At 40.5% G+C, this 26,412-nt stretch carries 23 protein-coding genes; 11 read left to right on the plus strand and 12 right to left on the minus strand.

Annotation, left to right across the window (positions count from 1 at the left end; genetic code table 11):
• Positions 1-9: 9 nt before the first annotated feature.
• From E7303_RS08110 to E7303_RS08130, 5 genes are all read right to left on the minus strand, one after another.
• Positions 10-1,731 (minus strand): MATE family efflux transporter, encoded by a 1,722-nt coding sequence (locus E7303_RS08110; RefSeq protein ID WP_292144691.1) that lies wholly within the window; start codon positions 1,729-1,731, stop codon positions 10-12.
• A 20-nt stretch (positions 1,732-1,751) separates the two neighbouring features.
• Positions 1,752-2,657 carry an arginase gene (rocF, locus tag E7303_RS08115; protein WP_292144692.1) on the minus strand — a complete coding sequence of 302 codons (906 nt, stop codon included), beginning with the start codon at positions 2,655-2,657 and terminating at the stop codon, positions 1,752-1,754.
• Between the two features lie 325 nt (positions 2,658-2,982).
• Positions 2,983-4,728 (minus strand): methyl-accepting chemotaxis protein, encoded by a 1,746-nt coding sequence (locus E7303_RS08120; protein WP_292144693.1) that lies wholly within the window; start codon positions 4,726-4,728, stop codon positions 2,983-2,985.
• 132 nt (positions 4,729-4,860) lie between these two features.
• Positions 4,861-7,767, minus strand: a complete 2,907-nt coding sequence (locus tag E7303_RS08125; RefSeq protein WP_292144694.1) for an ATP-binding response regulator — start codon at positions 7,765-7,767, stop codon at positions 4,861-4,863.
• A 31-nt stretch (positions 7,768-7,798) separates the two neighbouring features.
• Complete coding sequence (locus E7303_RS08130; protein ID WP_074891351.1) at positions 7,799-8,128, minus strand: Hpt domain-containing protein; 330 nt, start codon at positions 8,126-8,128, stop codon at positions 7,799-7,801.
• Positions 8,129-8,291: 163 nt separating this feature from the next.
• On the opposite strand from E7303_RS08130, the gene E7303_RS08135 reads away from it, so the two are divergent.
• Positions 8,292-9,605, plus strand: a complete 1,314-nt coding sequence (locus E7303_RS08135; protein WP_292144695.1) for a GGDEF domain-containing response regulator — start codon at positions 8,292-8,294, stop codon at positions 9,603-9,605.
• A 12-nt stretch (positions 9,606-9,617) separates the two neighbouring features.
• Here E7303_RS08135 and E7303_RS08140 read toward each other — a convergent pair whose 3' ends face one another.
• Entirely contained in the window at positions 9,618-9,989 is a 372-nt protein-coding gene (locus tag E7303_RS08140) for a response regulator (RefSeq protein WP_292144696.1), read from the minus strand.
• 92 nt (positions 9,990-10,081) lie between these two features.
• A complete protein-coding gene (locus E7303_RS08145) occupies positions 10,082-11,857 on the minus strand; it encodes a sensor domain-containing phosphodiesterase (protein ID WP_292144697.1) in 1,776 nt (591 codons plus the stop codon).
• Between the two features lie 185 nt (positions 11,858-12,042).
• Here E7303_RS08145 and E7303_RS08150 point away from each other — a divergent pair, with 185 nt between their 5' ends.
• The 8 genes from E7303_RS08150 (at position 12,043) to E7303_RS08185 (ending at position 21,185) form a co-directional block, all read left to right on the plus strand.
• Complete coding sequence (locus tag E7303_RS08150; protein WP_292144698.1) at positions 12,043-12,834, plus strand: serine aminopeptidase domain-containing protein; 792 nt, start codon at positions 12,043-12,045, stop codon at positions 12,832-12,834.
• 70 nt (positions 12,835-12,904) lie between these two features.
• Positions 12,905-14,887, plus strand: coding sequence for an alpha-glucosidase (locus tag E7303_RS08155; protein WP_292144699.1), 1,983 nt, complete (start codon positions 12,905-12,907; stop codon positions 14,885-14,887).
• 20 nt (positions 14,888-14,907) lie between these two features.
• Positions 14,908-16,410, plus strand: a complete 1,503-nt coding sequence (locus E7303_RS08160; protein ID WP_292144701.1) for an MFS transporter — start codon at positions 14,908-14,910, stop codon at positions 16,408-16,410.
• Positions 16,410-17,096, plus strand: coding sequence for a transaldolase family protein (locus E7303_RS08165; protein ID WP_292144702.1), 687 nt, complete (start codon positions 16,410-16,412; stop codon positions 17,094-17,096). Before E7303_RS08160 ends, E7303_RS08165 begins: the two co-directional genes overlap by 1 nt.
• A gap of 30 nt (positions 17,097-17,126) precedes the next feature.
• Positions 17,127-17,984 (plus strand): NAD(P)-dependent oxidoreductase, encoded by an 858-nt coding sequence (locus E7303_RS08170; protein WP_292144703.1) that lies wholly within the window; start codon positions 17,127-17,129, stop codon positions 17,982-17,984.
• 2 nt (positions 17,985-17,986) lie between these two features.
• Complete coding sequence (locus E7303_RS08175) at positions 17,987-18,715, plus strand: sulfite exporter TauE/SafE family protein (RefSeq protein WP_292144704.1); 729 nt, start codon at positions 17,987-17,989, stop codon at positions 18,713-18,715.
• A 23-nt stretch (positions 18,716-18,738) separates the two neighbouring features.
• The gene (locus E7303_RS08180; RefSeq protein ID WP_292144706.1) at positions 18,739-20,082 is read left to right on the plus strand and encodes a fucose isomerase; all 1,344 of its coding nucleotides are present in this window, start codon (positions 18,739-18,741) and stop codon (positions 20,080-20,082) included.
• Positions 20,082-21,185 (plus strand): ROK family transcriptional regulator, encoded by a 1,104-nt coding sequence (locus E7303_RS08185; protein ID WP_292144708.1) that lies wholly within the window; start codon positions 20,082-20,084, stop codon positions 21,183-21,185. Before E7303_RS08180 ends, E7303_RS08185 begins: the two co-directional genes overlap by 1 nt.
• A 40-nt stretch (positions 21,186-21,225) precedes the next feature.
• On the opposite strand, the gene E7303_RS08190 is transcribed toward E7303_RS08185, so the two are convergent.
• The 3 genes from E7303_RS08190 to E7303_RS08200 form a co-directional block, all read right to left on the minus strand.
• On the minus strand, positions 21,226-21,612 hold the full coding sequence (locus tag E7303_RS08190) for a hypothetical protein (protein ID WP_292144709.1): 387 nt from the start codon (positions 21,610-21,612) through the stop codon (positions 21,226-21,228).
• A 102-nt stretch (positions 21,613-21,714) separates the two neighbouring features.
• The gene (locus tag E7303_RS08195; protein WP_292144710.1) at positions 21,715-22,890 is read right to left on the minus strand and encodes an iron-containing alcohol dehydrogenase; all 1,176 of its coding nucleotides are present in this window, start codon (positions 22,888-22,890) and stop codon (positions 21,715-21,717) included.
• Positions 22,891-22,939: 49 nt separating this feature from the next.
• The gene (locus tag E7303_RS08200) at positions 22,940-24,277 is read right to left on the minus strand and encodes a glycoside hydrolase family 53 protein (RefSeq protein WP_292144711.1); all 1,338 of its coding nucleotides are present in this window, start codon (positions 24,275-24,277) and stop codon (positions 22,940-22,942) included.
• A gap of 190 nt (positions 24,278-24,467) precedes the next feature.
• Here E7303_RS08200 and E7303_RS08205 point away from each other — a divergent pair, with 190 nt between their 5' ends.
• Entirely contained in the window at positions 24,468-24,737 is a 270-nt protein-coding gene (locus E7303_RS08205; protein ID WP_292144713.1) for a hypothetical protein, read from the plus strand.
• A gap of 53 nt (positions 24,738-24,790) precedes the next feature.
• Complete coding sequence (locus E7303_RS08210; protein WP_292144714.1) at positions 24,791-25,555, plus strand: hypothetical protein; 765 nt, start codon at positions 24,791-24,793, stop codon at positions 25,553-25,555.
• A gap of 69 nt (positions 25,556-25,624) precedes the next feature.
• On the opposite strand, the gene E7303_RS08215 is transcribed toward E7303_RS08210, so the two are convergent.
• The gene (locus E7303_RS08215) at positions 25,625-26,233 is read right to left on the minus strand and encodes a GNAT family N-acetyltransferase (RefSeq protein WP_292144715.1); all 609 of its coding nucleotides are present in this window, start codon (positions 26,231-26,233) and stop codon (positions 25,625-25,627) included.
• Positions 26,230-26,412, minus strand: a 183-nt coding sequence (locus tag E7303_RS08220; protein ID WP_292144716.1) for a LuxR C-terminal-related transcriptional regulator, incomplete at its 5' end; no start/stop codon positions are given. The genes E7303_RS08220 and E7303_RS08215, both read right to left, overlap by 4 nt.

Raw genomic sequence — 26,412 nt, forward strand, 5'->3', positions numbered from 1 at the left:
CTCCATGCTTCAGGAATTATCTGTTTCTTCCTCCCCGCTAAGAATGATCATCAGTCTGCGTGCCCCAAGAAATTCTGATCTTATACAAATATTCGGTGCAAAATCGTCATCATCTTCATCTTGCTCCGGCATATCCGAATTTGTACCAATATAATCCTTTTTAGATTTATAGCGAAGGATTACCGCCTTTAATCCATCATCACGCTCCAAGATTGTAAAACTTGTCTGTAAAAAAAAACCGGCAGGAACAGACTTCATCAATGGTGTAAAGAGTTTATCTTCTACCATAGCGATCTCTTGTCCGGTTAGAATGCCTTCCGCAGCTTGCTTCCAGTCATCAGCATTGGTCTTATCAAACCTGCCTCCTGTCAAAAGAAGCAGATTCTTTTGATGAAATTTATATATTCCTTCGGTTAAATTGTTACAGAAAAAGCTTAAATAAATAAGGGCTGCAATACTGCCAATAACCGCAGCATACCAGGGTGCATCCATTCCAAAAAATGGATTTAAAAGTAAAATAAAGCCTATCGTTACGATTGACTGAATAATTAAGGCCAAAGTTGCCTTTCCTTCCTCCTCAATAGCTGAAAGATAATCAATTAAAAGCATGGTTATAAGTGTTATTAACGAACCTACACTGATAATGCGAATAGCAATAGGAAGGGACGCCAACATGACCGGATCATCTATGCCATAGGGAATGATCATAAGTTGTGGGAATAGGCACAAGATCGCAACTATCGGGAACAGCATAGCAAATCCGAACTTTGTCAGCATCCGCTTGACCATAAGCATTCCACTTTGATTCTGCTCTCCGTCATAAGCCGCTGCCATAGGATATATTGCATCAGTTGCACCGGCGATTACTATAGTGATCACAAGCTGAAGATTTTCTATTACAGCTGAGTTACTTATTCCTATTGTTCCGGCACTTTCACGCAGCGCAAAATTCTGAATTGCAAGCTGAATCGCGAACATAAGATACATTACTGCCTCGGCACATCCTGGCTTGATTATTTCAAGATCACTAGGATCCGTTTCAATTTTTTTAATTGGAACAAATCTGCACAGTCTGTCAGTTTTTCTGAAATGTAAAAGATAAACAAAAACGCAGCATACAGAACCAAATACAGTTCCAAATGCGACAATTTCTATTCCTCGGTGAAATACATATACGCCTACAAAATCAATTAGGATATTTACTACAGCACCTGTAATATCACCAGCCATAGCTAAATTCTGGTTATTGTCATTTGCAAGAATATAGTCTCCAGAAAAGTTCAAGACAAGAAATACCGCACCCACCAAAGTCACCATAATATAAGTTTTGGCGTATGGATAATTTTCAGGTGTAGCGCAAAGGAGCTTTAGCAGCGGATCTATAAATACAATCCCGGCAATGCTCAAAAGGAGAGAAGCAATTACAAGCATAAGTATCGTGCGTGTAAAAATCCGGGCAGCTTTAGCCTTTTCCCCGCTTCCTGAACATCTTGAAATCAAAACTCCGCATCCTATTCCTCCCAAAGCCGCAATAATATTGAAAACATAACCAATTGGGCCGGCTGTTCCGATAGCAGATAGAGCTTCCTCTCCCATTGAATTTGATACACATACTCCATCAACTAATGGTGCAATCTGCGCAAATATCATTCCGACCATAGGCGGAAAAATATAACGCGCAGCGCTATGTCTTATGAATTGATTTTCATACTTATATTGAATTGTACTCATGCCACATACCTGCCCTACGATCATATTCCAAACAGCTGATAGTCCGTCTTTCCAATACAGGTTAATATTAGTTCTGCTGCTAATATTCCTGTTGCATTTCTGCTATCAAGAAGAGGATTGGTTTCTACCATATCTATTGCCAGGAGCCTGTCAGTATCTGAAAGAATCTCGCAAATAGTAAATCCCTCTCTGTTAGAAAGACCATTCATTACAGGTGTCCCCACTCCGGGAGCATTCCCCGGGTCAAGTGCATCCATATCAAAACTCAAATGAATTCCCTTCGTGCCATCCGACGTGATCTCGATAGCTGTTTCAATAATCTTTCTAATGCCAAAATGATGAATATCACTTATAGAAAATACATTTACACCATTTTTCTTTAATTTTTTGACCTCCTCTGGATCTAAATCCCTTGCACCTACAATGGCAATCTTATGAGGATCAACTCTCGTTCCTGTAAAGCTGACTATTGAATCCGGTCCGCATCCGCACACTGCTGAAAGAGGCATACCATGTATATTTCCAGAGGGAGTTATTTTGTCATCATTAAAGTCACCATGAGCATCTACCCATATAACTCCGATATCACCATAATGCTGAGCAGTGGCCGAGACAGAGGCTGCAGCTATACTGTGATCCCCACCAAGAATAATGGGAAAGGCTCCACTCTCATGAATCTTAAAAACTTGCTCAAAAAGCCTGTGGTTAGCCTCATTTACCTCTTTTTCATACCGCATGTTACTATTGCCCTCATCCGTTGCTACCATGGGCAAAATATCGCCATAATCCTTAACCTCATATCCATTTTCACGTATTTTCTGGATCAGCCCTGAGTGCCGAATTGCAAGCGGCCCCATATCAACACCTTTTCTAACAGCTCCAAGATCCATCTGTGAACCAACGATTCCTATGCTGTTTTTTCTCATATATTTCCACCTCACAAGTATATATTCAATGTACGAACGCGTATTAATTTTACCATATTGCGTTAATTAGTTTATTAAGAATAAATTAAATAACCATCGCTTGTGGTGCCCACAGCAGCAGAGATGACAATTACTATGATGCGGTGCAGATTGTAAAAAAAGAGTTAGACTCAAAAAGAATCTAACTCATAATAAAAGTTCTGCTATTTACATGAATGAATTCCAACTATGAAGCAAGTGGTCTCTTGGGGACGGGGTTTGCGGTCCATTTTCGTATATACCATCCTTTGGAAAATGAACCATCAACCCCGTCCCCAATGGGCCATTATACCAGTTTTACCTGGAACTGTGACATAAGGTTATGCAGCTGGTTAGACTGATCAGAAAGTTCACTGGATACAGCACTTGATTCCTGGGCAGTTGCTGAATTATTTTGAATTACCTCAGAAATCTGCTCGATACCCTGATTAATTTCTCTCATATTGCTTGCCTGATGCTGAGCCATGTCTCCGGAGGTTCTCATCATTTCAGCCAGCTCATTTACGGAATCACCTATCTCATGCAATGTAATCTGTGTTTCTGCAACAATCTCATTACCGCTGTCAATTTCTGCAAGAGCGGAACTAACAAGTGCGTGGGTGCGCTGTACAGCGTCATTCGACTGCTGAGCCAGTTGTCCTATCTCCTGAGCAACAACTGCAAAGCCCTTACCTGTATCTCCGGCTCTGGCAGCTTCTATGGAAGCATTGAGAGCAAGAAGCTTGGTCTGGGATGAAATAGCTTCAATACTGTTTGCAACTTCCTGGATTTCCTTGGAAGCAGTCGTGATTCTCTGCATTGCTTCCGTAACCTGATCCATTTTATCAGCACCGTCTTTTGCTACCTTCTGGGCCGCAATTGACATCTGAACGCCCTTTGCACAATCCGCAGCCATTTTTTCTGTCTGTTCGGTTACTGTACTTACTGAAGCTGTAAGCTCCTCGACAGCTGCAGCCTGATCAGTAGCACCTTCAGCCAATTCATTGGCGCCTCTGGACATATTCTCGGCACCCTCTGAAACTCTTGCAGATGCAGCCTTAACATCATTCATGGTGTTAGAAAGCTTGTCTGTAATGGTATTCATGGACTCGCTGATTGGGCTGAAATTACCATGATAAAGATTCGGGGTAATTGTACCTATACTGAAATCGCCTTCAGAAATCTCATTAAGCGAATTTGAAATGTCATTTACGATATTCATGGATGCACGGGTTGAGTTTTCAAGATCTCTGGCCAGAATATCAAATTCATCATTGGCATGGTAATCAATAGCTACGTTAAGATCGCCTCTGGCCATTTGTTCTGCAGCCTTCGCAACCTCGTCAACAGGCATGACAACGCATTTTGTCAGCGTTTTTTGGGCATTTCTCATGAATATGATCAGCAGAATTACCATGATAATACTAATAACAACCATTATTGTCATTATAACAATTGTCAAATCATATGAGCTTGTTACCTCATTAGTTACATTGGAGGTCATCTGCCTTGTGTTTTCCACTGTTTGCAATACTTCAGGCCGAAGCTCATCTCTCATGACCGCGTATATTTCATCTCCATTACTAAGGCTTCCGTCCTCAAGTTCTTCAGCCTCGGCGTACATGGAGGCGAGTTTATTGGTTGTTGCTTCCATATTTTTTATATTTGCGTCGAGGGACTTAATGAGCTCTGTCTCGCCACGATATGATCTTAAATTAGTAAGATCTTCTTTCATGTTGTTAAGCATTGTTTCATGGAACTCTACTATTTGTTCCTGTCTTGTCTCAGATACACGAGTAGCAAGCGCCCACCAGGCAGATTTTCCGAGATTCTGGTTGTGAATACGAAGAAGTCCCTGATAAGTATTTTGATTGTAATAGTTGTTATAAAGTTTATGATATCCTAATATACCAACTGCGATTGAAATGATAAGCAGGCAGAGAGATAAGCCAAGATATATGTATATGCGTGTAAAAGTATGCGCAAATTTCTTACCTACATTCATCTCAAGCAACTTGTTATCATCCAAATTTACTAAATTCTTGATACTCATTCTGTACCTCCTATCATATATTTCCGGATAGCAATTTTTTATAGCTACAAAACTATTATAGATTAATTATTTCAATAACTAATGGATTTTCTGAAATGTTTATTCAAATTTAATCCTTTTATCTTATTTACCCTAAGACAAAATTTCTGATAACGTATCAAGGAGATTCTTTATATCAATAGGCTTTGCTATATGCCCTTTCATTCCGGCATCCAGAGCTCTTTTTTTATCTTCTGCAAAGGCATTGGCTGTCATAGCAATGATTGGCACAGAAGCTTTTTCCTTATCCTTCAGCTTTAATATGGCTGCACTTGCTTCATAGCCGTCCATCACCGGCATCTGAATATCCATGAGGATAACATCATAGTAACCGGCCTTGGCATCTTTTACCTTGTCAACTGCTTCCTGTCCATTCTCTGCTGTTTCCACGGCAAAACCGGATTTTTCAAGAAGCTTGGCAGAAATCATTCTGTTGACCTGAATATCGTCCACAAGAAGCACTCTTTTACCGGTAAAATCGACCTTGGCAAGATTTTTTTGCTTTTCGTCTTCGTAATTTTTCTTTATATCTTCTTCTGTCTGGATTAAAAATGACAGATTTACTACAAACTCTGTTCCTGAGCCTTTTTTGGTATTGACCTCTATAGTGCCTCCCATCAGATCAACAATGCCCTTTACTATGCTCATTCCAAGGCCTGTACCCTGAATTGTATCTACAGTGGAATCCTTTTCTCTTTCAAAAGCCTCAAATACCTTTTTGGCAAATTCATCTGACATTCCTATTCCACTGTCTTTAACTCTGATTTCATATGAGGCTTTTGCCGGCTCTGACGTATTTGTTTGAATTACCTTCACAGAAACTTCCCCGTTTGTCGGAGTAAACTTATATGCATTGCTCAGCAGATTAAGGAGCATTCTGTTTAGTCTGTTTTTGTCGCAATAAACGTATTCATTTCTGATTTGTGTAGTATCGACCGAATAATTAATTCCCTTTTCGGACATCTGGGTGGTAAAAAGATCTCTTATCTCATCAAAAAATGCCTTTAGATTCAGCGGTGTTTTTTCCAGTTCTATCTTTCCGCTCTCAATCCTGCTCATCTCCAGAACATCATTGATAAGTGCAAGCAGATGGTGGCTTGAAGCTTCAATTTTACCCAGATATTCTTTTAATTCCTCATAGGAAACATTGTCTTCCTTGGCAAGAATTATATACCCGATAATCGCATTCATCGGGGTTCTTATGTCATGGGACATATTTGAAAGAAATATTGTTTTGGCTTTGCTTCTTTCATGAGCCTTTATGGTCTCTTTTTGCGCCTGTCTTTCACGTTTATACATGATGCTGTATAGCTTTACCATTATGAGCAGGGAAAATAAGATCAGAGCCATTTGAATGATGATGTTTCTTGTAATAGCCAGGTCTGCTTTGATCATCATATTGCTTACGAAGCTGCTGGCTCTGTCAATGGCATCGGGGCTCATTTCCGCATCCTGCCTCTGGTAATAATCATTTATGCCGTTTACAACAGCCTTTGTGATATCATTGGTGGCATTCTTAACCCATATGAGAAGTGTAAAGAAAATCATGCACATAAATGTGATCCAGACAATCGGAGAATGCCCGAATCTTTTTTGGTTATCGTATTCAAATACAAAGCGGTAATACATAAATCCGATAACACTCCATATTACGAGGAGCAGATAGCTTTCTGTAGACATGGCGCCGGCAGAAAACAGCATAAAATACAAAAAGATTATGACTGAAATAATGAAGCCCAATATGCCTGTAAATATAACCTTTCCGTTGTTTTCATATTTGGCTTCGATAGCTGCTGCGGATGAAGTATAGGCATATGCTATGATGGCACCAAACGTAGTAACATCTACGATCCAACCGATGGCGGTTCTTCCAAGGAATGGAATAAGTACGGATATTCCGGTGAGAGCCAATAGTGCATTTTGCGGTACATGATTATCATTCAAACGACTAAACCACGATGGCATTATTCCGTCTTTGGCCATTATATATATAAGCCTGCTGGCAGCTATAAGGTTTCCTACGAGCCCGGTCATAACCCCTGCAAAAGCTGCGATTCCAAGAATAATAATGCCTGCATCGCCCATTGCATCATGCGCCAGATGGAACGTCGGAAGGCCAAGAATACCTTTGATATTTGGCAGATCGGCGATATAGTCGACCCATCCTGTATAATTGCCGTGTATACCGGAGGATGCGATCAGAGCAAGAGCAGCGTAGCAAAATACCGATGACAGCAAGGCTACACTCAAAATAGGAAAAGTTTTTTTGGGAGAGAAGCTAAATCCTGCAGCGGAATTTGAAATTGACTCAAAGCCTACATAAGCCCAAGGAGAAAGCATAACGATGCTTATTATTTGTTTTGCCGGGGAATTACCATTGGGGGCAAAATAGGGTCTTGTTATAATTTCTTTACTTTCGCCAAGGCTAAATACAGCTATGGCACAGATTGCCACGCCCAGAATAAGAGCCATGCACAAAAAAGTTTGCAGATTTACAGCCAGTTTTTTTTCCTTACTGCATATGCCGTAAGCTACAAGAACAGCTGTAATTGAAAGAACTATTTCTACTAAGGTAACATCATAATCAAGAATCCGGTAATGGAATCCGAGATTAAAGGCATCACCAATCAGATATTTGCTTATAAGGCCCAGAGCTGAGGCATTTGCCCACATTATTGCCATATAAACAAGAATCAGATACCATGCACTTATAAAGCCATGATCATATCCAAAGACCTTTATAGTGTAAGTTAAAGTTCCGCCGGCATCCGGATATCTGGTCATGAGGTAATGGTAGTTGATACCGATTACAAACATGAGAAGGGCACCGATAAATAACCCGAGTATTGTTCCCAGGGGACCGGCGATGGGTAAGAACGTGGTTCCCGGCATGACGAAGGCTCCCCAGCCCACAGCACACCCAAAGGACAACGCCCAAACATGTATAGGTGAGAGATATCGCTCTAATGCCTGATCATTTTTTGGGATATCACCATTCATAGTTTGTCTCCTTACCGGTATTGCGAAATATTTATTGCAAAAAGGCTTCTCTTTGTGAAAGAATTTTTTTATAAATTACTTCATAATCTGTCTGTACTTTTGTTCTGAGGTTTTCTGTTATCTCGCTCACTGTTTCGTACAAAGGAGTGAGAGCAAGATTTCCTACAACTCCCTTTAAAGCATGTGCATCTTCAAACGCACCATCAAGATTGCCCTCTTCCAAAGCCTTTCCCAAAGCCTCAAAACGGTCATCTGAAAGTCCAAGTTCTATCATTTCCAGATAAAAATCTTCCATGCCCATACATCTTTCCAGACCTTCATCAACATTTGCTCCCAATTCTCTTAATTTCTCAATATTCATATTCCTGCATCCTCGATAAAAAGAATATTTATTATTTGACAAATCAAGATAATTATACACAATTCAGACGACAAAATGCGTTATTTTAGTTAAATTATATACTTTTTATAGATTGTTTTTATTTTGTTCTGATAAAATTTTCATATGGAGGTCGAGGATATTTATGGCAAAACACAAAATTCTCATAGTCGATGATGAAAAGATATCTCTTCGCATGACACAGCATATTTTGTCCAGTGAATATGACACAGTCTGTGCTTCAAATGGAAGGGATGCGATTGAAATATATAAAACAGAAAGGCCGAATTTGGTTCTTTCTGATCTTAGAATGCCTGAAATTGACGGATTTGAGCTTCAGAAAAAACTTCAGGATATATATGGAAAACAAATCCCGTTTATGTTTATGACAGCTGATAAGGACGATGAGGCTGAAAGCAAAGGATTTGCCATCGGTGCGCTTGACTTTATCAGAAAGCCCTTCAGAGCTGATGTTTTGCTAAAGCGTGTATTTAATATTCTTCAAAATGTTGAGCAGATACAGGGACTTCAGAAGGCTGCCACCACAGACGCAATGACCGGCCTTCTCAATAAGGCATCATCTCAGGAAGAAATAGACATCTTGGTCAAAACTACTCCCGGAGCTTTGATGATGATTGATCTTGACAGCTTTAAACCTGTCAACGATATATATGGCCATGCTATGGGAGATAAAGTACTTATCCGATTTGCGGAAATAATCCGCTCATCCATAAGAGCAACGGATATTGCGGGAAGAATTGGCGGGGATGAATTTGTGGTTTTTTGTAAATCAGTCCTTGATGAGGACGTTATAGCCGATAAGGCTGCATACATAAATGAACAGGTTCTTCTTTCCGCAAAAGAACTGATGGGACAAAGCATGAATATTCCTCTTGGGGCGTCAATCGGCTGTGCATTTGCGCCTGATGAAGGAGCTGATTTTGTAACTCTTTATAAAAAAGCAGATAAAGCATTATATTCTGTTAAGCAAAACGGTAAACATGGCTATAAGGTCTACAGGGAGGAAAAAGCGTCATCAGGCGATGAGGCAGATGAGGCGACTGCGCTTAAATATGCAATGACTCTTATGGCTGAAAGATCCCCGGGAAAAGGAGCATTTAATCTTCCTACATCGGATTTTAAAAAGATATATCATTTTCTGTCGAGAGTAGTGGGCAACTATCACAATACCATTCATGTAATACTCTACTCTGTTATTCCGACAAAAAAGGATGTGGATCAGGAGGAAGCAGCAAATGCTTTCGTTGAAGTTGTTCAGATGTCGTTAAGACAAAGTGATGTTATAACAAGATATGGAAGCAATCAGGTGATGATCCTTCTATTAAAAGCAGTTTCATCTGATTTGGAAATTGTCACGGAGAGGATTGCCATGAACTGGGAATCCAAAGACATCAGTGCTCTTTGCAAGATCACATATGAAACGAGTGAGTTAAAATAAAGTGCCAATTCATCACGAATTGGCACTGTCTACACATCTTTTTATGGCTTCAAGAACGGCAGTCTTGGTATAGGGTTTAGTAACATATTCATCAGCTCCGTGCTGGGCTGCTTCCCTGACTTTTTCGCTCTCGGAATTTGCGGAGAGCATTATAACTTTTGCCAAAGGGTCCCGGCCTTTGATAAGCCTTAGCAAATCTATGCCGTTAAGCTGAGGCATGGAAATGTCCAAAATGGTTATTGATGGTGATAAATCAAGGAATTTGTCATACCCTTCTTTGCCGTTTTCTGCTTCACCGACAACTTCGTAGCCTTCTATTTCGAGCATGTTTCTCAATAAATTCCGGTTAACAGGCGAGTCATCCACAATAAGTATTCCTGCCATTTGATTCCTCCAGCCGCTAAGGCCTCAACAGAATTAGAATTCTCCATTTATTATACCATATTGCGTTTATCATTTTATTAAAAATAAATTAACTACCAATTATTATCTTGCGCCTGTCTCTCTTTTTCTGATTCCCACTTTGGAATAGGAATATCTTTATGAAGCCTCTCTAAAATGGTATCAAGGCTCTCCGGCCTATGATAAAAGAAGCCTTGTCCCAGCTCGCATCCTGCGTTTAACAGGAAATTCTTTTGCTCCTCTGTTTCCATTCCTTCACAAAGCGTATGGATTCCCAGCTTATGTGCAATATCTATCATTCCCTTTAAAATGACTCTGTTAACACCATTATGCGCATCAAGATTTATCAGAAGACTCATATCAAATTTGATAAGATCAATATCAAAACAACTGAATACATTAAGGGATGAATAGCCGCTTCCAAAGTCGTCTACCCACAATTTATAGCCATTTTCACGGATCTTTTTAAGCTGTTCGTGGAATTTATCTGTTGCTTTAGAAAGCCCCTGCTCTGTTATCTCGATGATAAAATAACTCTTATCTATGCCGTACTGACTAATATCGTACTTATCATAGATCTTGTTGATCTCTTCAATAACATCAATATAATCAAAATCCTGTCTGGAGAAATTGATGGAGACCGGTAAAAGAGGAAGTCCCTCATCGTAACGGATCTTGATCTCTTTACACACTGCTTCAAACATATAAAGGTCCATCTCGTGCATAAGATGATACTTTTCAAGAGCAGATATGAAATCATCAGGATTTATCATCCCTATCTCAGGATCAATCCAGCGAGCAAGCGCCTCAAATCCCATTCCTTTGCCGGTTTCTATGCGCATGAAACACTGGTAAAAGACCTTTATCCAGTTGTTGTCCATCGCTGTATAAAAGTTTTCGATTATATATCTCTGATGATTGTATAAAGAATCGTCTTCTTCGGTGTAGAATCTATAGTACTTATTTAAATCCTCGCCAACGAGTTTGTTGGCTCTTACACTGTGGTCAATGCATTCTTTTAGTGAATCGTTCTTGTTGCCTACATATATTCCTACGTTTAATCCCGTTGTTATTCCAAAGGCTCTTGATTTGACCTCTGAATTGACACTTTCAATCTTTTTAACTATTTCTTCATCGCTCAAATATTCATCAATAACGGTAAAATGGTCTGAGAAAATACGTGCAACTATTCCATGCGGAAACTCTGCTGTAAGGATGTTAGCAACAAGGACCAACAGATCATCGCCTCTTTTTAATTCATATCTCCTGTTGTAGGATTGCATGGAGTCTATATCCAGGTAAATAACAACCGGATTTTTGCCCCTGGCAACGATTTCCCGTATTTTATTGTCACCATTTTTATTGACATAATTTATATTTGGAAGATTAGTTAAGGCATCGACGTAAAATTCATCGCTTTGAAACAGCTTATACTTATTTGCTATTTCCACAAACATATCCTTATGTTTTTGAACATCATGGTAAACCAAAAATGCAAGATCTGTCCCATCTTCCATGGTTTGCCAATAGCCGATTGAATGCATGAGATGATAGCCATCATCCATTCTGATCCTAAAGGTAATGTCATAGTCTGTTTTCTTTTCAAGAAAATCCATACTTATAGCGCGAAGTTTATCCTTCTCTTCAGGATGAATCCTCTCAAAAAAGATCTCATTATCCCATTTATTATGAAAACGTTTCAAATAATCTCTTGATAAACTATGAAAATCAAGAAAACCATCAGAAATAGCAAGCAGCTCATAATCGCCACTTGCTAAAGGTTCAATAATGATCATCGGGACTTTAAGACTCTCATATGATTTTTTTATATCTTCAGGGAATATATACAAAAGAATTTCTCCTTTGTCCCATTTTTTTCTATAAATAAATCATATAAAAGAAAAGTATTTTATTGATAATAAATGTCTAAAATAAAGATAAATTTTGAGTTAATTTTTTGGCTGTTCTATAATCATTAGCTCACTATGAAATGATATCTACACATGCTAAAATTAATTTCGGGGAGATTATCAGTATGAGAAAAGGTATTCTGAAAAATCTATACATTTCGCTTTTAATATCACTGCTACTGGGAGGGTGCGCGCAAAGTGCAGCTGCTTCTAAAGAAGATGCTGCCTGTTCCGGCTTTGAGACAAAAAAAGCTGAAGGAGATATTTCTTTTGACTATCACCTCTTCACCCCGGAAGATGGCACAGATAAGCCTCTTGTCATCGTTTTTCATGGATATGGAGAAAATGAGATTGCCCAAAACACAAAGATCGTAACTACGATAACAAGTGAGGAAAGCCAGGCACTGAGGCCATGTTATCTGATTGCGCCCGCTATTGAAGACAATATATTCCTTGCCAAGTCAAACAGGGATAGTATGTATTCTAAGTTAAAAGAAATCTCGGATAAACTCATATCTGACGGAAAAGTCGATCCTGACAGAATCTATGTTTTAGGCAATTCCTTTGGAGGGCTTGCAACAATTGAGTTTCTGGAAGCTTACCCTGAAGATATCGCCGGCGCCATATGTATGTGCCCTGCTCTGACCTACTCAAAAGATTCAACATCGGATCTTTCTAAGATAAAAGATATTCCTCTGTGGTTTGCCCATGCTGAAAATGACAATGTAATTCCCGTGACTGTCAGCAAATCTGCTTACTCTACCCTAAAAGCAATGGGCTCAGAAAATGTATATCTCACAACTTTTTCCAATGAAGAAATGCTTAAGTGTGGTGCTCTTACCGGGTATCACCAGTCTGATCTTGCCGTGATGGCAGATGATTCCTTTCTAGAATGGCTGTTTGAAAACAAAAATTGATGCGACCTCTTGATATCACAGTAGGCAGCTTGTATAATTTATAATTAATTAAAGCGTTTAATTAATTGACATGAAGGGAGTGATATCCATTAATCAAAAAAGTTTTGAACAGCTTGAGCTGCAGGTGGGGAGCGGCACAAATGATTTCAAAATGAGTCGCGGCAGCTTTAAATACAGGCAGCATATCGATCAGAAGATTAAGTTAGACCATGTTTCATCAGATACCTCTGAGAATTTGACTACCATTAAATTCCAAGCGGCTCATTCAGACATTACTGTTAAAGCTCAGATCACCACTTTGGATAACGGCATCACAAAGCTTTCTTTCCATGGTGACACAGGGAAATTCAACAGGTACTGGATCACGCTTAAAAGTAATGAAGGCGAGCACATTTATGGTTGCGGGGAGACGTATTCCAAATTCGACCTTAAAGGGGAAAAGGTCCGAATCTTTGTGGCAGAGCATCAAAATGCAAATCGCATCGGTAAAAAGATCATCAAAGAAAAACTCTTCGGAAAACATCCGGAAAAGACCTTGTCTTTTAACAAATATGAATCCTACTATGCACAGCCAACCTTTGTATCAAGTGACAAGTACTTCTTACATGTTGACGTAAGCGCATATTCGGAATTCGACTTCAGAAAAAAAGATCATATAACGCTATACACGCAGGAAGCTCCTGTTATCTACTACTACAAGGCTCAAAGCTTTGAGGAGCTATCAGGTAAGCTGTCAGAGCTTTTAGGCCACCAGCGCACTCTCCCATCCTGGGTCTACAAGGGAGCAATCCTGGCAATACAGGAAGGCACTGAGAAAATCGATGAAAAGATAAAAAAAGTCGAAGAAAAAGGCGGAAAGATCTGCGGCATCTGGTCCCAGGACTGGTGTGGCTGCAGGCGGACAGGCTTTGGTTATCAGGTAATGTGGAACTGGCAGTGGGATAAAGACCTCTACCACAACCTTGATATCAAGATAAAAGAATGGAAACAAAGGGGAATTCGCTTTCTTGGCTACATAAATCCTTTTATAGCACTGGAGGGTGAGCTTTACAAAACTGCTTCAAAGGAAGGCTTTTGCGTCAAAGCAAAAGATGGCAGTGACTACCTCGTTACTATCACAACCTTCCCCGCAGCTATGGTGGACTTCACTAATCCCAAGGCCTATGACTGGTACAAATCCCTGATAAAGGAAAACATGATCGGTCTTGGCATGGGCGGTTGGATGGCTGATTTTGGGGAATATCTGCCACTTGACTGCGTGCTTTATAGTGGCGAAGACCCGCAAATACTCCACAACAGATGGCCTGCTATCTGGGCTCAGATGAATAAAGAAGCCATTGAAGAATGTGGCGTATCAGATGACGTGTTCTTTTTTACCAGGGCAGGACACACAGGAACCATCAGCTCTTCGGCCATGATGTGGACCGGAGATCAGCATGTGGACTGGTCTGTAGACGATGGAATAGCATCTGTTATTCCTGCAACGCTGTCTCTTGCTATGAGCGGCTATGGTCTTACTCATTCAGATGTTGGCGGTTACACAACAATAATGCATATGACCAGGTCAAAAGAACTGCTTCTTCGTTGGGAAGAAATGAATGTATTTTCACCTCTTTTTAGAAGCCATGAGGGAAATCAGCCTTCAAGAAATGTTCAGTTTGATGGGGATGACGAGCTTTTAGAGCAGCTTTCACGTTCATCACGGCTTCATGAGAGATTAGTTTTTTACATCAAAGAGTGCGTGAAAGAAAATGCAACCAGGTCACTCCCTGTAATGCGGCCTCTCTTTTACCACTATGATGAAAAAGATGCCTACACAGAGAAAACAGAATACCTGTTGGGGCGGGATATTCTAGTTGCTCCTGTGCTCAAAGAAAAGGCGGTATCAAGGGAAGTTTATTTACCGGATGATACCTGGATCCATCTATTTACAAAAAAAGAATACAAAGGCGGAAATTATGAAATCGAAGGGAAGGTCGGGATGCCGCCTGTATTTGTGAGAAAAAATGCAGAACTATTTGAGAAGCTTATTGAAGTAACTGACAACTTGTAATTACACAAACGGGGGTAAATATGGGAAAAGATAAAAGCGAAAAACTACTTTCAAGAATCTGCTACGGTTTTGCTGATATTTATGGCGGCGGTGCTTTTGTTGTTATCAGCACCTTTTTCACAGTATTTCTTACTAAGGCCCTGGGAATGCCGCCGGCGCTGGTTGGCACTATCCCTCTGATAGGCAAGATCTGGGATGCTGTCACTGATCCTATGATGGGCAATATTGCCGACAGAACTCAGTCCAAATTTGGAGCAAAGAGATTCTGGATCCTTGTAGGAAGTATTATTTCTGCCATCACTTTCATAGTGATGTGGGTTCCTTTTTTAGCTGGCGGAAGCATTGCAGGCCAGTATATTTTCTATGTACTTATGTACATGCTGTTCTCTACCGGATTTACGATCGTTATGGTTCCTTATAATGGTCTTTTACCGGATATGATCTCGGATTACACACTAAGATCCAAGTATTCCGGAACAAGAATGATATTCTCTTCTCTCGGTGCTATTATCGCAGGACTTGTACCAACTCTTATGATAAAAGACAATACTGATGCTTCTGAGTACCTCACAGTTGCACTGATATTTGCTGTGATCTTCCTTGTTGCCATTCTGATAACCTTTGCAGGCACATGGGAGAGGCAAAAGAAAATCCGAAAAGTCAGCTTTGCTGCCACATTTTCTCAGTCCTTTACTGTATTTAGAAGCAGATCATTCAAAATCTTTGTTCTTATTTTCATTTTTGGACAGGCCGCAGCTGATTTTGTTACAGGTCTTGCTGTTTATTACATCGATGATGTTCTTAACGCTTACGGTGGCGGCAATTTCACAAAGCTCATGGGAGTTATCCTTATTTCCCAGTTTCTTGGCATGATCCTATTTGGACCTGTAATGTCCAAGACATCCAAGAAAGCTCCGATTCTGTTTGGTACACCTGTGAGAATGCTGGCATCTTTTGCTATGCTCTTCTTCTCTTATGAAGGGGCCCCTTTCACCGTAATCCTTGCTCTTTCCTTTGTTATAGGTATCGCTATGGCCGGAACTTCGATCAGTATTTACGCTCTTTTAAACGATCTTGTTGAAGTCGATGAGCTTATTACATCTATAAACAGGCCGGGTATATGCTCGGGAATGGCCACCTTTACAAGAAAGATTGCAGCAGGTCTTTCATCAGCAGTCATTGGAATCTTACTCGCTATGGTTGGTTATGATGAGAACCTTGCAAGCGCAGGAATGCGTCAGGCTGCTTCGACTCAGCGCGGTATAGCATATATCTATGTTTTTGCTCAGCTTCTGCTGCTTCTTATCACTCTTTTCCTGGCAATCATATTCCCTATCACCAAAAAAGAATATGAGATCATCTGCAGGGAAATAGAAAGGAGAAAAGGCCAGGATAAAAGCACAGCTTCTGCAGAAGAAATCGCGGTTTGCGAGAAAGTTACAGGCTATAAATTTGACAAACTTTGGAATGTTGAGAATGCAATCAGTACACGTACTGATGAAAAATTAGGAGGAAGTTTATAATGAAATACTTTTTAGACAGTGCAAAAATGGATGAAATCAGGGAGGCTTATAACACTTTTGGCATAGATGGCGTAACTACCAATCCAAGACACATTCAAGCTTCCGGAAAGCCCTTCCTTACAGCGATCACAGATATCGCAAACTGGATAAAGGAAGAAGGCCTTGAGGGCTATGAAAAATTCCCGGTTTCCGTTGAGATCAACCCACACATTGATAATGCAGATGAAATGGTTTCAGAGGCAAAAAAGATCGCTGCAATCTGCACAAACTTTGTAATCAAAATTCCAGCTACCGAAGAGGGTGTAACTGCCGCAAGAAGGCTTGAAAGAGAAGGTGTAAGAACTAATGTGACACTTATCTTCTCTCCTGCCCAGGCAATTCTTCCGGCCAAGAACGGCTCCTTATTCGTTTCTCCTTTCATAGGCTGGAAAGAACAAAATGGTGAAGACTGCAAGCAGTACATCAAAGATATCGTTGATATTTATAAAAACTATGGCTTCTATGGTAAGACGCAGATCATCTGTGCTGCTGTCCGTACTCCAAAGCAGTTTGTTGACTGCGCTGTAGCAGGTGCTGACATAGTTACAGCAGGTCTTGCTGTATATAAAGATTCCATGCACCACGCATACACTCGTCAGGGAATAGAAACCTTCCAGGATGCCTGGGATAAAACTGCAGGAAACTAATGTGAAATTTCTTTTTCAAGGAGATGCAAAATGAAAATTGGATTTGTTGGTCTTGGCATAATGGGTGAATCCATGTGCGAGAACATTATTAAAAAGCATGATGACAAGGTATATGTATTTGATTATGTAAAAGAAAAAGTTGATAAACTTGCTGCTCTTGGTGCAGTTCCATGCAGCAGTTCCAAAGAAGTTGCTGAAAATGTCAGCGTTTTTATCACTATGGTTCCAAAATCAGAGCATTCAAAAGCCGTTTATGACGAGATACTTCCTGTTCTAAAAAAAGGCCAGACATGCATAGACATGTCAACCATCGACCCTTCAGTATCTGTGGAGATATCAAAAAAGGTTAAGGAGACAGGCGCTGAATTTGCTGATGCTCCGGTTGTAAAAAGTAAACCCGCAGCTATCGCAGGAAAGCTTGGCATATACGTAGGCGGAAGTCAGGAAGTCTATGAAAGTATCCGCCCTATCCTCTTATATATGGGCGAAAACGTCATAAGAATGGGCGATAACGGCAAAGGACTTGTAATGAAGATCTGTCACAATGCCCTTGTATCCCAGATTCAAAATGGTGTAAATGAGACCATGACTCTGGCAAAGAAAAACGGCATCGACATCCCTGCCTACGCAGAAGCAATCTCCTATGGCGGCGCCGGTAACTGGTATCTGGATTCCAAAAAAGAAGTCCTGGAAAAAGAAGATTTTACAACTGCTTTTTCCATTGAAAATGAACATAAAGACGTGCATATCTGCCTTAATCTTGCAAAAGAATGCGGATTTAGTATGCCCGGCGAAGAAAATGCAGCAAGAGTTTATGACAAGGCTCTTGAAATGGGACTTGGTAAAGAGGACTTTTCAGCAACAATTAAGGTGGTTCGCGGCGAATAAAAATGAATGAATTTCTTTTTTACCTTGTAATACTACTATCCAATATAATTCAGGGAATCACAGGCTTTGCAGGTACTATTCTTGCAATGCCTGCGTCCCTTCGCCTTGTGGGCATGGGGACTGCTGTGCCGGTTCTGAACCTTTTGGGGCTTCTTTCCGGTATCTATGTCTTTATAGGTAACAGGGAATATATCAACAAAAAAGTTCTGAAAAAGGTTGTGCTGGTGATGGGCGTAACAGTGATAGCAGGTCTTTTTATAAAAAAACTATTGTTATCAAATACACGCCTTCTTTACTGGATTTTAGGCCTAATAGTTGTCACTATTGCTCTCTCGGGACTTGTAAAGATTTTCAGAAAAGCTCCAGAAAAAAGCCTTAGCGAACCTGTTCTCAATCTGCTTTTATTAGCTGCCGGAATAGTGCATGGCATGTATGTTTGCGGAGGTCCGCTTCTGATCGCATATATGACAAAAAAGGTCCCTGAAAAGAGCTCTTTTAGAGCAACTATATCAACCACCTGGATTTTCCTGAACGGAATCATTTTTTTGAGTCATATTTATAGTGGCTCTTTTACCCCTGATGTTGTCAGGTCCAGCTTTATATCTGTTCCATTTTTGCTGGGAGGAATGTTTGCAGGATCAGTTCTTTATAAAAAAATGTCCCAGAGCTTTTTCGTAAAGCTGACCTATGTTTTACTACTCATCTCAGGTATATCACTGTTTTTTAAGTAATTTTCTAAGGAGAAATAACCATTATGAAAGAATTTCAAGTAGCATATATTCCGGTAGGAGTTCCTACTTTTCACCTTGAAAGCGCGGGGAAGCTTTTTGAAGAATCCGCTGATCTTTTAAGAGGTTTTTGCGACAATGTAAAAGTTCCTTCCGAGATGCTTCTTTCTATAGACAAATTGAAGGCTTTTCTTGAAGAAATAGATCCGGACCTTATTGTTCTTCAGAATGTAACCTTTGCCAATGCTGCCTACGCCTCAGAAGTCATGCATCATTTTCGCAGTGTCCCTCTTCTTTTGTGGACACTAAGAGAGCCCGTGATTGATGGAGGAAGGCTTCGCCTGAACTCGCTGACAGGGGCCTACTCCGCTGCAGGAGCCATCAAAGCCTTCAAAAAAGAGCCATTTGAGTACATCTTTGGTGCTCCATCTGAAAAAAAGGTGGAAGAAAAGATAAGCGCAACCGTAAGAGCTGCCAAGCTTTTATTTGATATGAGAAATCTCAAGATCGCTGCAATCGGCCACACGCCTCAGGGATTTGGCTTCGGAAGAGCCTTAGACCTTGAACTTCTTGAGACCTTTGGTGTTCATCTTGAATCTATAGAGGCAAGAGAACTGATTGATAAGGCAAAAAGCTATTCCGATGAGGAATGCCTTCCATTTCTGGAAGATGCTAAAAAGCGCATGGTTGGCCTTGATAAGACGCCTGAAAAAAATGCCAAAGACTTTGCAAGACTCTACAAGGCTTACAAAGAATATGTAACTGCTAATAAGATCGGGGCTCTGGCATCCCGTTGCTGGCCTGATTTCTTCACAAGCTTTGGCACTCCTGTATGCGCTGTACTTGCTATGTTAAATGACCTTGGTATAGCAAGCAGCTGCGAAGCAGACACCTATGGCGCTCTTTCCATGTACCTTGGAATGCAGCTTACGCAAAACGCTACTTTTTTTGGCGATCCTGTCTCCTTAGATGAAAAAGAAAATACAATCTCTTTTTGGCACTGTGGCACTGCAGCCTGCAGTCTGGCAAGAGAAGATACAGGCGCTGTTGTAGGTGAGCACTGCAACAGGCACATCGGTCCTACCCTTGAATTTGGCTGCAAGCCATCGGAGAAAGTAACAATCTTCAGGATTGGAAGAACTCCTGAAGGGGCTTTCAGATTCTTTTTAGCAACAGGAGAAGCTCTTGATAAACCAAAACAGTTTCTAGGGACTTCTCTTGTAGTAAAAACTGACTCTTTGGCAGAAAAAATAATATATTCGACAGTTGAAGGTGGATGGGAGCCTCATTACGTAGTAATATATGGAGATGTTGCAACAGAACTTGAAATACTGGCACATATGCTGAACATAAGCATTGAAAGGTACTAATGAGAAAAGTCGGAATAAATATGGAGCGGGTAAAAATAGAAAACCGCTCCCTGATACTTAAATGCATAAATAACAACGGCCCCATATCAAGGAAAGATATTGCCAGGATAACCGGCCTTACTGCTGCTTCTGTGACTCAGATCACAACAGGCCTTATATCCGAGGGCGCTCTAATTGAACTTGGCTCTATAAGCGAAAGCCAGGGAACAGCAGGCAGGAAAAAGGTTCTTTTGGATCTTAACCAGAACTATGGCTATGTACTGGCTATAAATATTGAGTCTGAGCTCACAACAGTTGCCATTTGTGATGTAAAGGGAAATATTCTGGATAATGGCGCTCTTATCAGCTCTTTTGACACAGATAAAAAAGCTGACCCCGAAATATTCCTTGGAGATGTCATAAAAAAAGCGGGCAGCCTTGTAGAGGAGCTCACCACTGGTAAGAGAGCTTTAATAAAATGCGTAAGTATCGGTATTCCAGGAATAGTAGATAAAAAGAGAGGTTCCTCTGTCCACGCCTATGGAATCTGGGAGCATGAGATTGAGCTAAAATCTGTTTTTGAAAAAGCCTTTAATCTCCCGGTTCTTGTGGAGAACAACGTAGATGCCCTTGCAACAGCAGAAATAATCTACGGCTACGGTAAAACCTTTGATTCTCTTCTGGTGATCAAGTGGGGGCCTGGAATCGGCAGCACGATTGTAATCGACAACAAGGTTTATGAAGGTCGTCACGGAAAAACAGCCGAGCTTGGCCATGTGATCGTAGAAAAAAACGGCAAAAAATGCAGCTGCGGCAAAAGAGGATGCCTTGAAACTCTTCTATCCGCCGAAGCTTTTTCAAAAATCGAAAGCAAAGAAAAGCGAGACTATTCCATAGATCTTTTTGCCAGAAGTATAGTAAATACCTGCTCAATAATAGCCCCAAACAGGATAATCCTTTCGGGACCACTATTTGCAGATAGTAAACTGCGCCAAAAGCTCATTTCCTATTGCAGTGAGTATGATCCGTCCTACAACGAAAACAGGATCCTATACACCTCACTTTCCGGAAAAGAAAACTACATTGGACCTGTGGCAGTGTTTTTTAATGGCGTGATAAATTAAGGGAAAATGCTCTCAAAAATTACATTACTCGTAACTGTATTCAGGTAAACTGCATTATAATAAATGCAATAAGTCCAAAAACAAGCATTCCGGCGAACATAAAGCCGTAGAGCTTAAAAAATGCAATGGTATTCTTGCTGTGCAGCTCAGAATCTATCTTTCTCTGCTCCGATCTTACCTTTCTGGACTCACTCATCTGAGTGCCCGCAAAATCAAGAACTTCCTTGACAGCTCCGGTAACATCGATATTCACATTATCAGCGTGCTCAATAGTTGCATATTTCACATTGTAATTGTTTATGGCCTTTTCAATCACAAAAGAAGTCCCGCAAAAAGGGCACTTTGCTTCCTCTTTCGTCTTGTCAACCTCAACTGTTCCGCCACACTGTGTACAGATCGCTGGAACCATTTTTACATTGTTATCCATAATTTCCCCCCTCAGTAATTATTCACTATATGAATCACAATACTTTATACGAAAGATTTCATAATCGGGCACATAAGTTGCCTTTTATTTTTTTCCGTATGATCATTCCCTAGCGGCTTCGTAGATTTTTTTAACATCGTTTGCATCAAGTGGCCTTATTCTTGAAAGCTTAACTGTTCCCTGCATGGTTGCGTCAAGGGATAAAGCCTCCAGATCTGCATCGGAAGGATCTATTCCAAGGTCCTTCAAACTTACAGGCATTCCAATGCTCTTAAAGAAATCTACTGTTTTTTCTATGCCTAAAAGAGCTGCCTTTTCTTCGTCGCTTTCACAGATTCCCCAAACCTTTTCGGCAAATCTTGCAAAACGAGGCACTGCACCCTTATACAGCTCTTTTGCCCAGGACCCCCATACTGCAGAAAGGGAATCACCGTGTGTCACATCATAGCGGGCAGAAAGGGCATGTCCCAGCTTATGAACAGAAAAATCCTTTCCTCTTCCGCATTCCGTAAGATTGTTATGAGAAAGGCTTGATGCCCAGAAAACTTCACACATAGCATTATAGTCAGACGGATCTTCCACTATTTTCTTACCATTCTTAATAACTGTGCGTAGAAGTCCCTCAGCGATCTCGTCTGTCATATCACACTGAATATCCGGAATAAAGTATCTCTCCATTGTGTGCATCATTATATCTGTTACGCCGGCTGACAGCTGGTTTTTTGGAAGAGTCATTCCAAGGGCAGGATTTACGATTGCAAACCTGCATCTGTTGAAATCAGTGTTGATGCCCGCTTTCTTACCCAGCTCTTCATTGGTCAAAACTGCAGAATCGCTCATTTCGCTGCCCGCAGCTGCAATTGTAAGGACAGCGCCCACCGGAAGAGACTTGGTAAGTGGAACCTTCCTTGTCCATAATGACCACAAATCCTGATCGGAATTGGCAGTTCCATGTGCAATTGCCTTTGCCGTATCTATGGCACTTCCGCCGCCTACGCCGATTATCATATCTGCGCCAAAAGATAATGCCTCTTTTATGCCATCTTTTGCATGTGCCAATGTAGGATTGGGCTTAGCGCCTCCAAATTCTTTGTATTCAACACCGGCATCGGCCAAAGACTTTTCTACTTTGCCAAGAAGTCCGCTCTTTATAACGCTTCCTTTGCCATATACAAGAAGTGCTTTCTTTCCATATTTACATGCAGTTTCACCGGTCTGCTTTTCTACATCTTTTCCAAAAATCACCTCGGTTGGTGCGTAAAACTTGAAATTTTCCATATATTCCTCCTATTCGTTACACATCTGCTGACTGTCATTCTCACCTTGATCATTCTCTCATATACTTAAACACTTTCAGTGATTCAAGCGGATTTCCTTCAAAATCAAACATGGCCTGATTATCCCATGAACAACCTCCATAGTATTTTCCAGCATCTTCAGGATCATAGTCTGAAGCAAAGCTGCTAGCCCAGCCACTGCCATATTTTTCCCAGATTGACGAATTGTCAAAAGAAGCAGGACCTACCGGAATCCAAGTGCCTTCCCAGTAGAATATTCCTGCGGCTCCAGCTTCATTTACATGCTTACAGATATCGTACAAAATAGATGCTTGTCCATCAACAGATACTTCATAGCCCTCTACTGCATCATTTGAATCAAAACTATTTCCGAATCCATCTCCATCTTCTGTTGTATAAGCATATGATGTTTCAGCCAAAAAAGCCTTCTTTCCATATCTCTCCTGTATCAATTCCAGTACGCGGCTCATATTTTCCATACTTCCATCCCAAAATGGATAATAAGACATTCCAATCATGTCAAAATCAAGGTCATTATCAACAAGCTTGGACACAAGATCAAGGACATCTGCTTTATCTGTTATTCTCGTGTAGTGGATGACTATGCTAATGTCATTATCATATTCTTTAGAAACTTCCCTGACCGCCTTACTTCCGGATTTAAGAAGAGTAATGACATTTTCCAGTTTGGTTTCTCCGGACATTCCATAATTTATCTCATTTCCAACTTGAACCATTCCTACATCGACACCAGCATCAAGCATCTGACTTAAGGATTCTTTAGTAAAGTCATAGAGTGCCTCGCTTTTTTCCTCAAGTTCCATGCCCTCCCACGCTTTAGGAGCATGCTGCCTTTTGGGATCTGCCCAGAAATCTGAATAGTGGAAATCAATACAAACCTTCATTCCGTATTTGGTAGCTCTTTTTCCAAGTTCAATGGCTGTAGGAACATCATTGTTACCTCCCCCGTAGCCATTACCGTCTGAATCATATGGATCATTCCACACGCGCAAACGAATATAATTTATCCCCGCTTCCGACAAAGTCTTGAATACATCCTGCTCCTGACCGTCAAATCCGTAGTATTTCACACCACTGTTTTCCTCTACAAGAACAGAAGATGCATCCATTCCTAATATAAAATCTTCTGGAAGATCTTTGATTGCCGTTTTCCAGTCTGTTTCGGATTCAGTGTTTTCAGAAGTATCAATAGAAGAATTCTCTTCTTCACTACTTAGCATTTGTGCCGATTCTTCTAATGTGCTGCTCTGTTTACCTGTGGGCTCACCGGCATTAGAACATCCCGCCATCAACAACGCCACGCTAATAACGCAGCTCAATACTTTTCCCATCTTTCCTTTTTTCATCTTTATTCCCCTAAAAATGTAGTCATTTTCAATCAACAGTATTTATTATATACATTTTTATGGTGATTTTCTCATCAAAATGGCAATACAAAAACATTTACTATATTTAAACTTTTGCAAGTTGTTGGCGCCCCTATTTGTGGTATACTCATTCAGGAAAAAGCATTCTTTTCAAATATAGGAGGAAAATATGTATTACGTACCAGAAGGAACTACAATTGCTGGATTCTATGAATGCAGCGAATGTGCTAATAGATTCTTATCAACAAAGGTTGGCCCAAGTATCGTTTGCCCATACTGTGGTAAAGAGCCCGACATGGAAATAGGTCCTGATGATGAAATGCCAGTTGTAAAAGAAACAGCCAAGCTTTTGCAGGTTGTTGAGGGAAAAGAAGAAGTTGAGCGCATGGATGCACTTCTATCTTTAGCTGTGACCGGCGGAGATTATGATTGGATCTGATACATTAGATCTTTTAAAGGATTGAAAATGTTGGGAATGTGGGGAATCAAGCAATGAAATTAAATGAAATAAAATGCCCAAATTGTATGGGTTCTGACGTAGAAGCTGCAGGAGAAGGACTGATGAAATGCCGCTACTGTCAGACAACCTTTGCGATTGATTATGATGAAGAAGATGCTGCAATGGATAAAAGCCGCATCGAACTCCAGATGCAAAGAGAAAAGTTCGAGCATCAGGATAAAATAAGAAAAGATGCGAAAAAATCCAGGCTCATAGCCTGTTTTACTCTTCTGATCGTCATCTTTGTTATCGTTGCTGCCTATATTATCAATTCCAAAGAGGAGCAGAAAAATCAGGAAGATTCGGCTTCTTTTGAGGAAAGTAAAGCTGCATCAATAACCTATGTGTCCGATTTTTCAGAAATACCGGATGATCAATTTGATGAAATGCAAAATCTTGCCATGGACGCTGCTCAAAAAGGAATCGACATCAGTACAATAAACGGATTGACTGCAGACACCCCTGAGTTATGCGCCAGCTATCTTCTTACAGCTAAAGAGGGTGACGGCAACCGCCTGGTCTTTGTGTATAAAGACACCTGGCACAAGAACTCCGATTCAATCGAAACCTATGTATTCTACTACATTAAGGACCTTCAGCTACTTTCTGACGGAACCGTTAAATACAACGTATATGTGCAAAATGAAAATAGCAGTTTTATATGGAATAATAATTTCATTGATGGAGAAAAGAGCTTTGATCTATGCTATACCAAAGCAATCTCTTCAAACGCTGATTTTAATGTGAAAGAAAAGTAGAGCGTTGCCATTATAATCTATCAAGTCGTGCATACTCTCTAAGAAGAGCTTTCTTCTCTGATTTTTCAATCATATTCTTTCAATATTTTTCTCATACATCTCCTTAGGCAGTACTGCCGTATAATAGGAGTTGTACAATTTCCAAAGAAAATCCGGCTCGCCACCATTTTCTTTTCCCAGTGATAAGATTATAAACGGAACACCAAAACACCTTACACGAAGCCCTGTATCAATACATTCGTTTCTCATATAGAAGCCTAGGCGCCTTGTCTGCAAGTCTTTTTCCTCAGGGTTTTTGGCATATTCAGGATCCTCAACTTCCAGGATCACAACTTTAGCATCAGCCAAGTGCTCATTTAACAGCCGTAGCAACTGACTTCCGGCTCCGTTATTTCTTTTATCCGGGTAGATGGCTATGTAATCGATCAGGAAGCTTTCGCCCTGTTTTATGAGAAATGTATAGCCAATGCACGCTCCGCCCTCAAATAATCCAAGGCATTCATATATCCCAGAATTTACTGCCTCGATTATGTTTTTTAGAGGTTTGAGCTCTGCCTTTGGGAAATCTATGACCATCCTTGTCTCATAGATCTGTTTTATCTCATGGATATTCAAAAGATTTAATTTCACTGACAATACTCCGTTGCCGTCTCTGTGTGACTTACTATTTTTTATCACTCCCTCGTTTTGAGGAAATGCCTTATATCTGACCTGTTGCTCATTTCGGTTTTTTCCAGGATGCCGGATACTACGCGCTTTATATAGCCATAGGAATAATTTGTCTTTTCTGCTATCTCATGATTGGAAAAACCGCCTGCTATGTACTCTGCAACTGTTAACTCAAGGGGTGATAGTAT

The sequence above is a fragment of the Butyrivibrio sp. genome, from assembly GCF_015056685.1.
GTDB lineage: Bacteria > Bacillota > Clostridia > Lachnospirales > Lachnospiraceae > Butyrivibrio.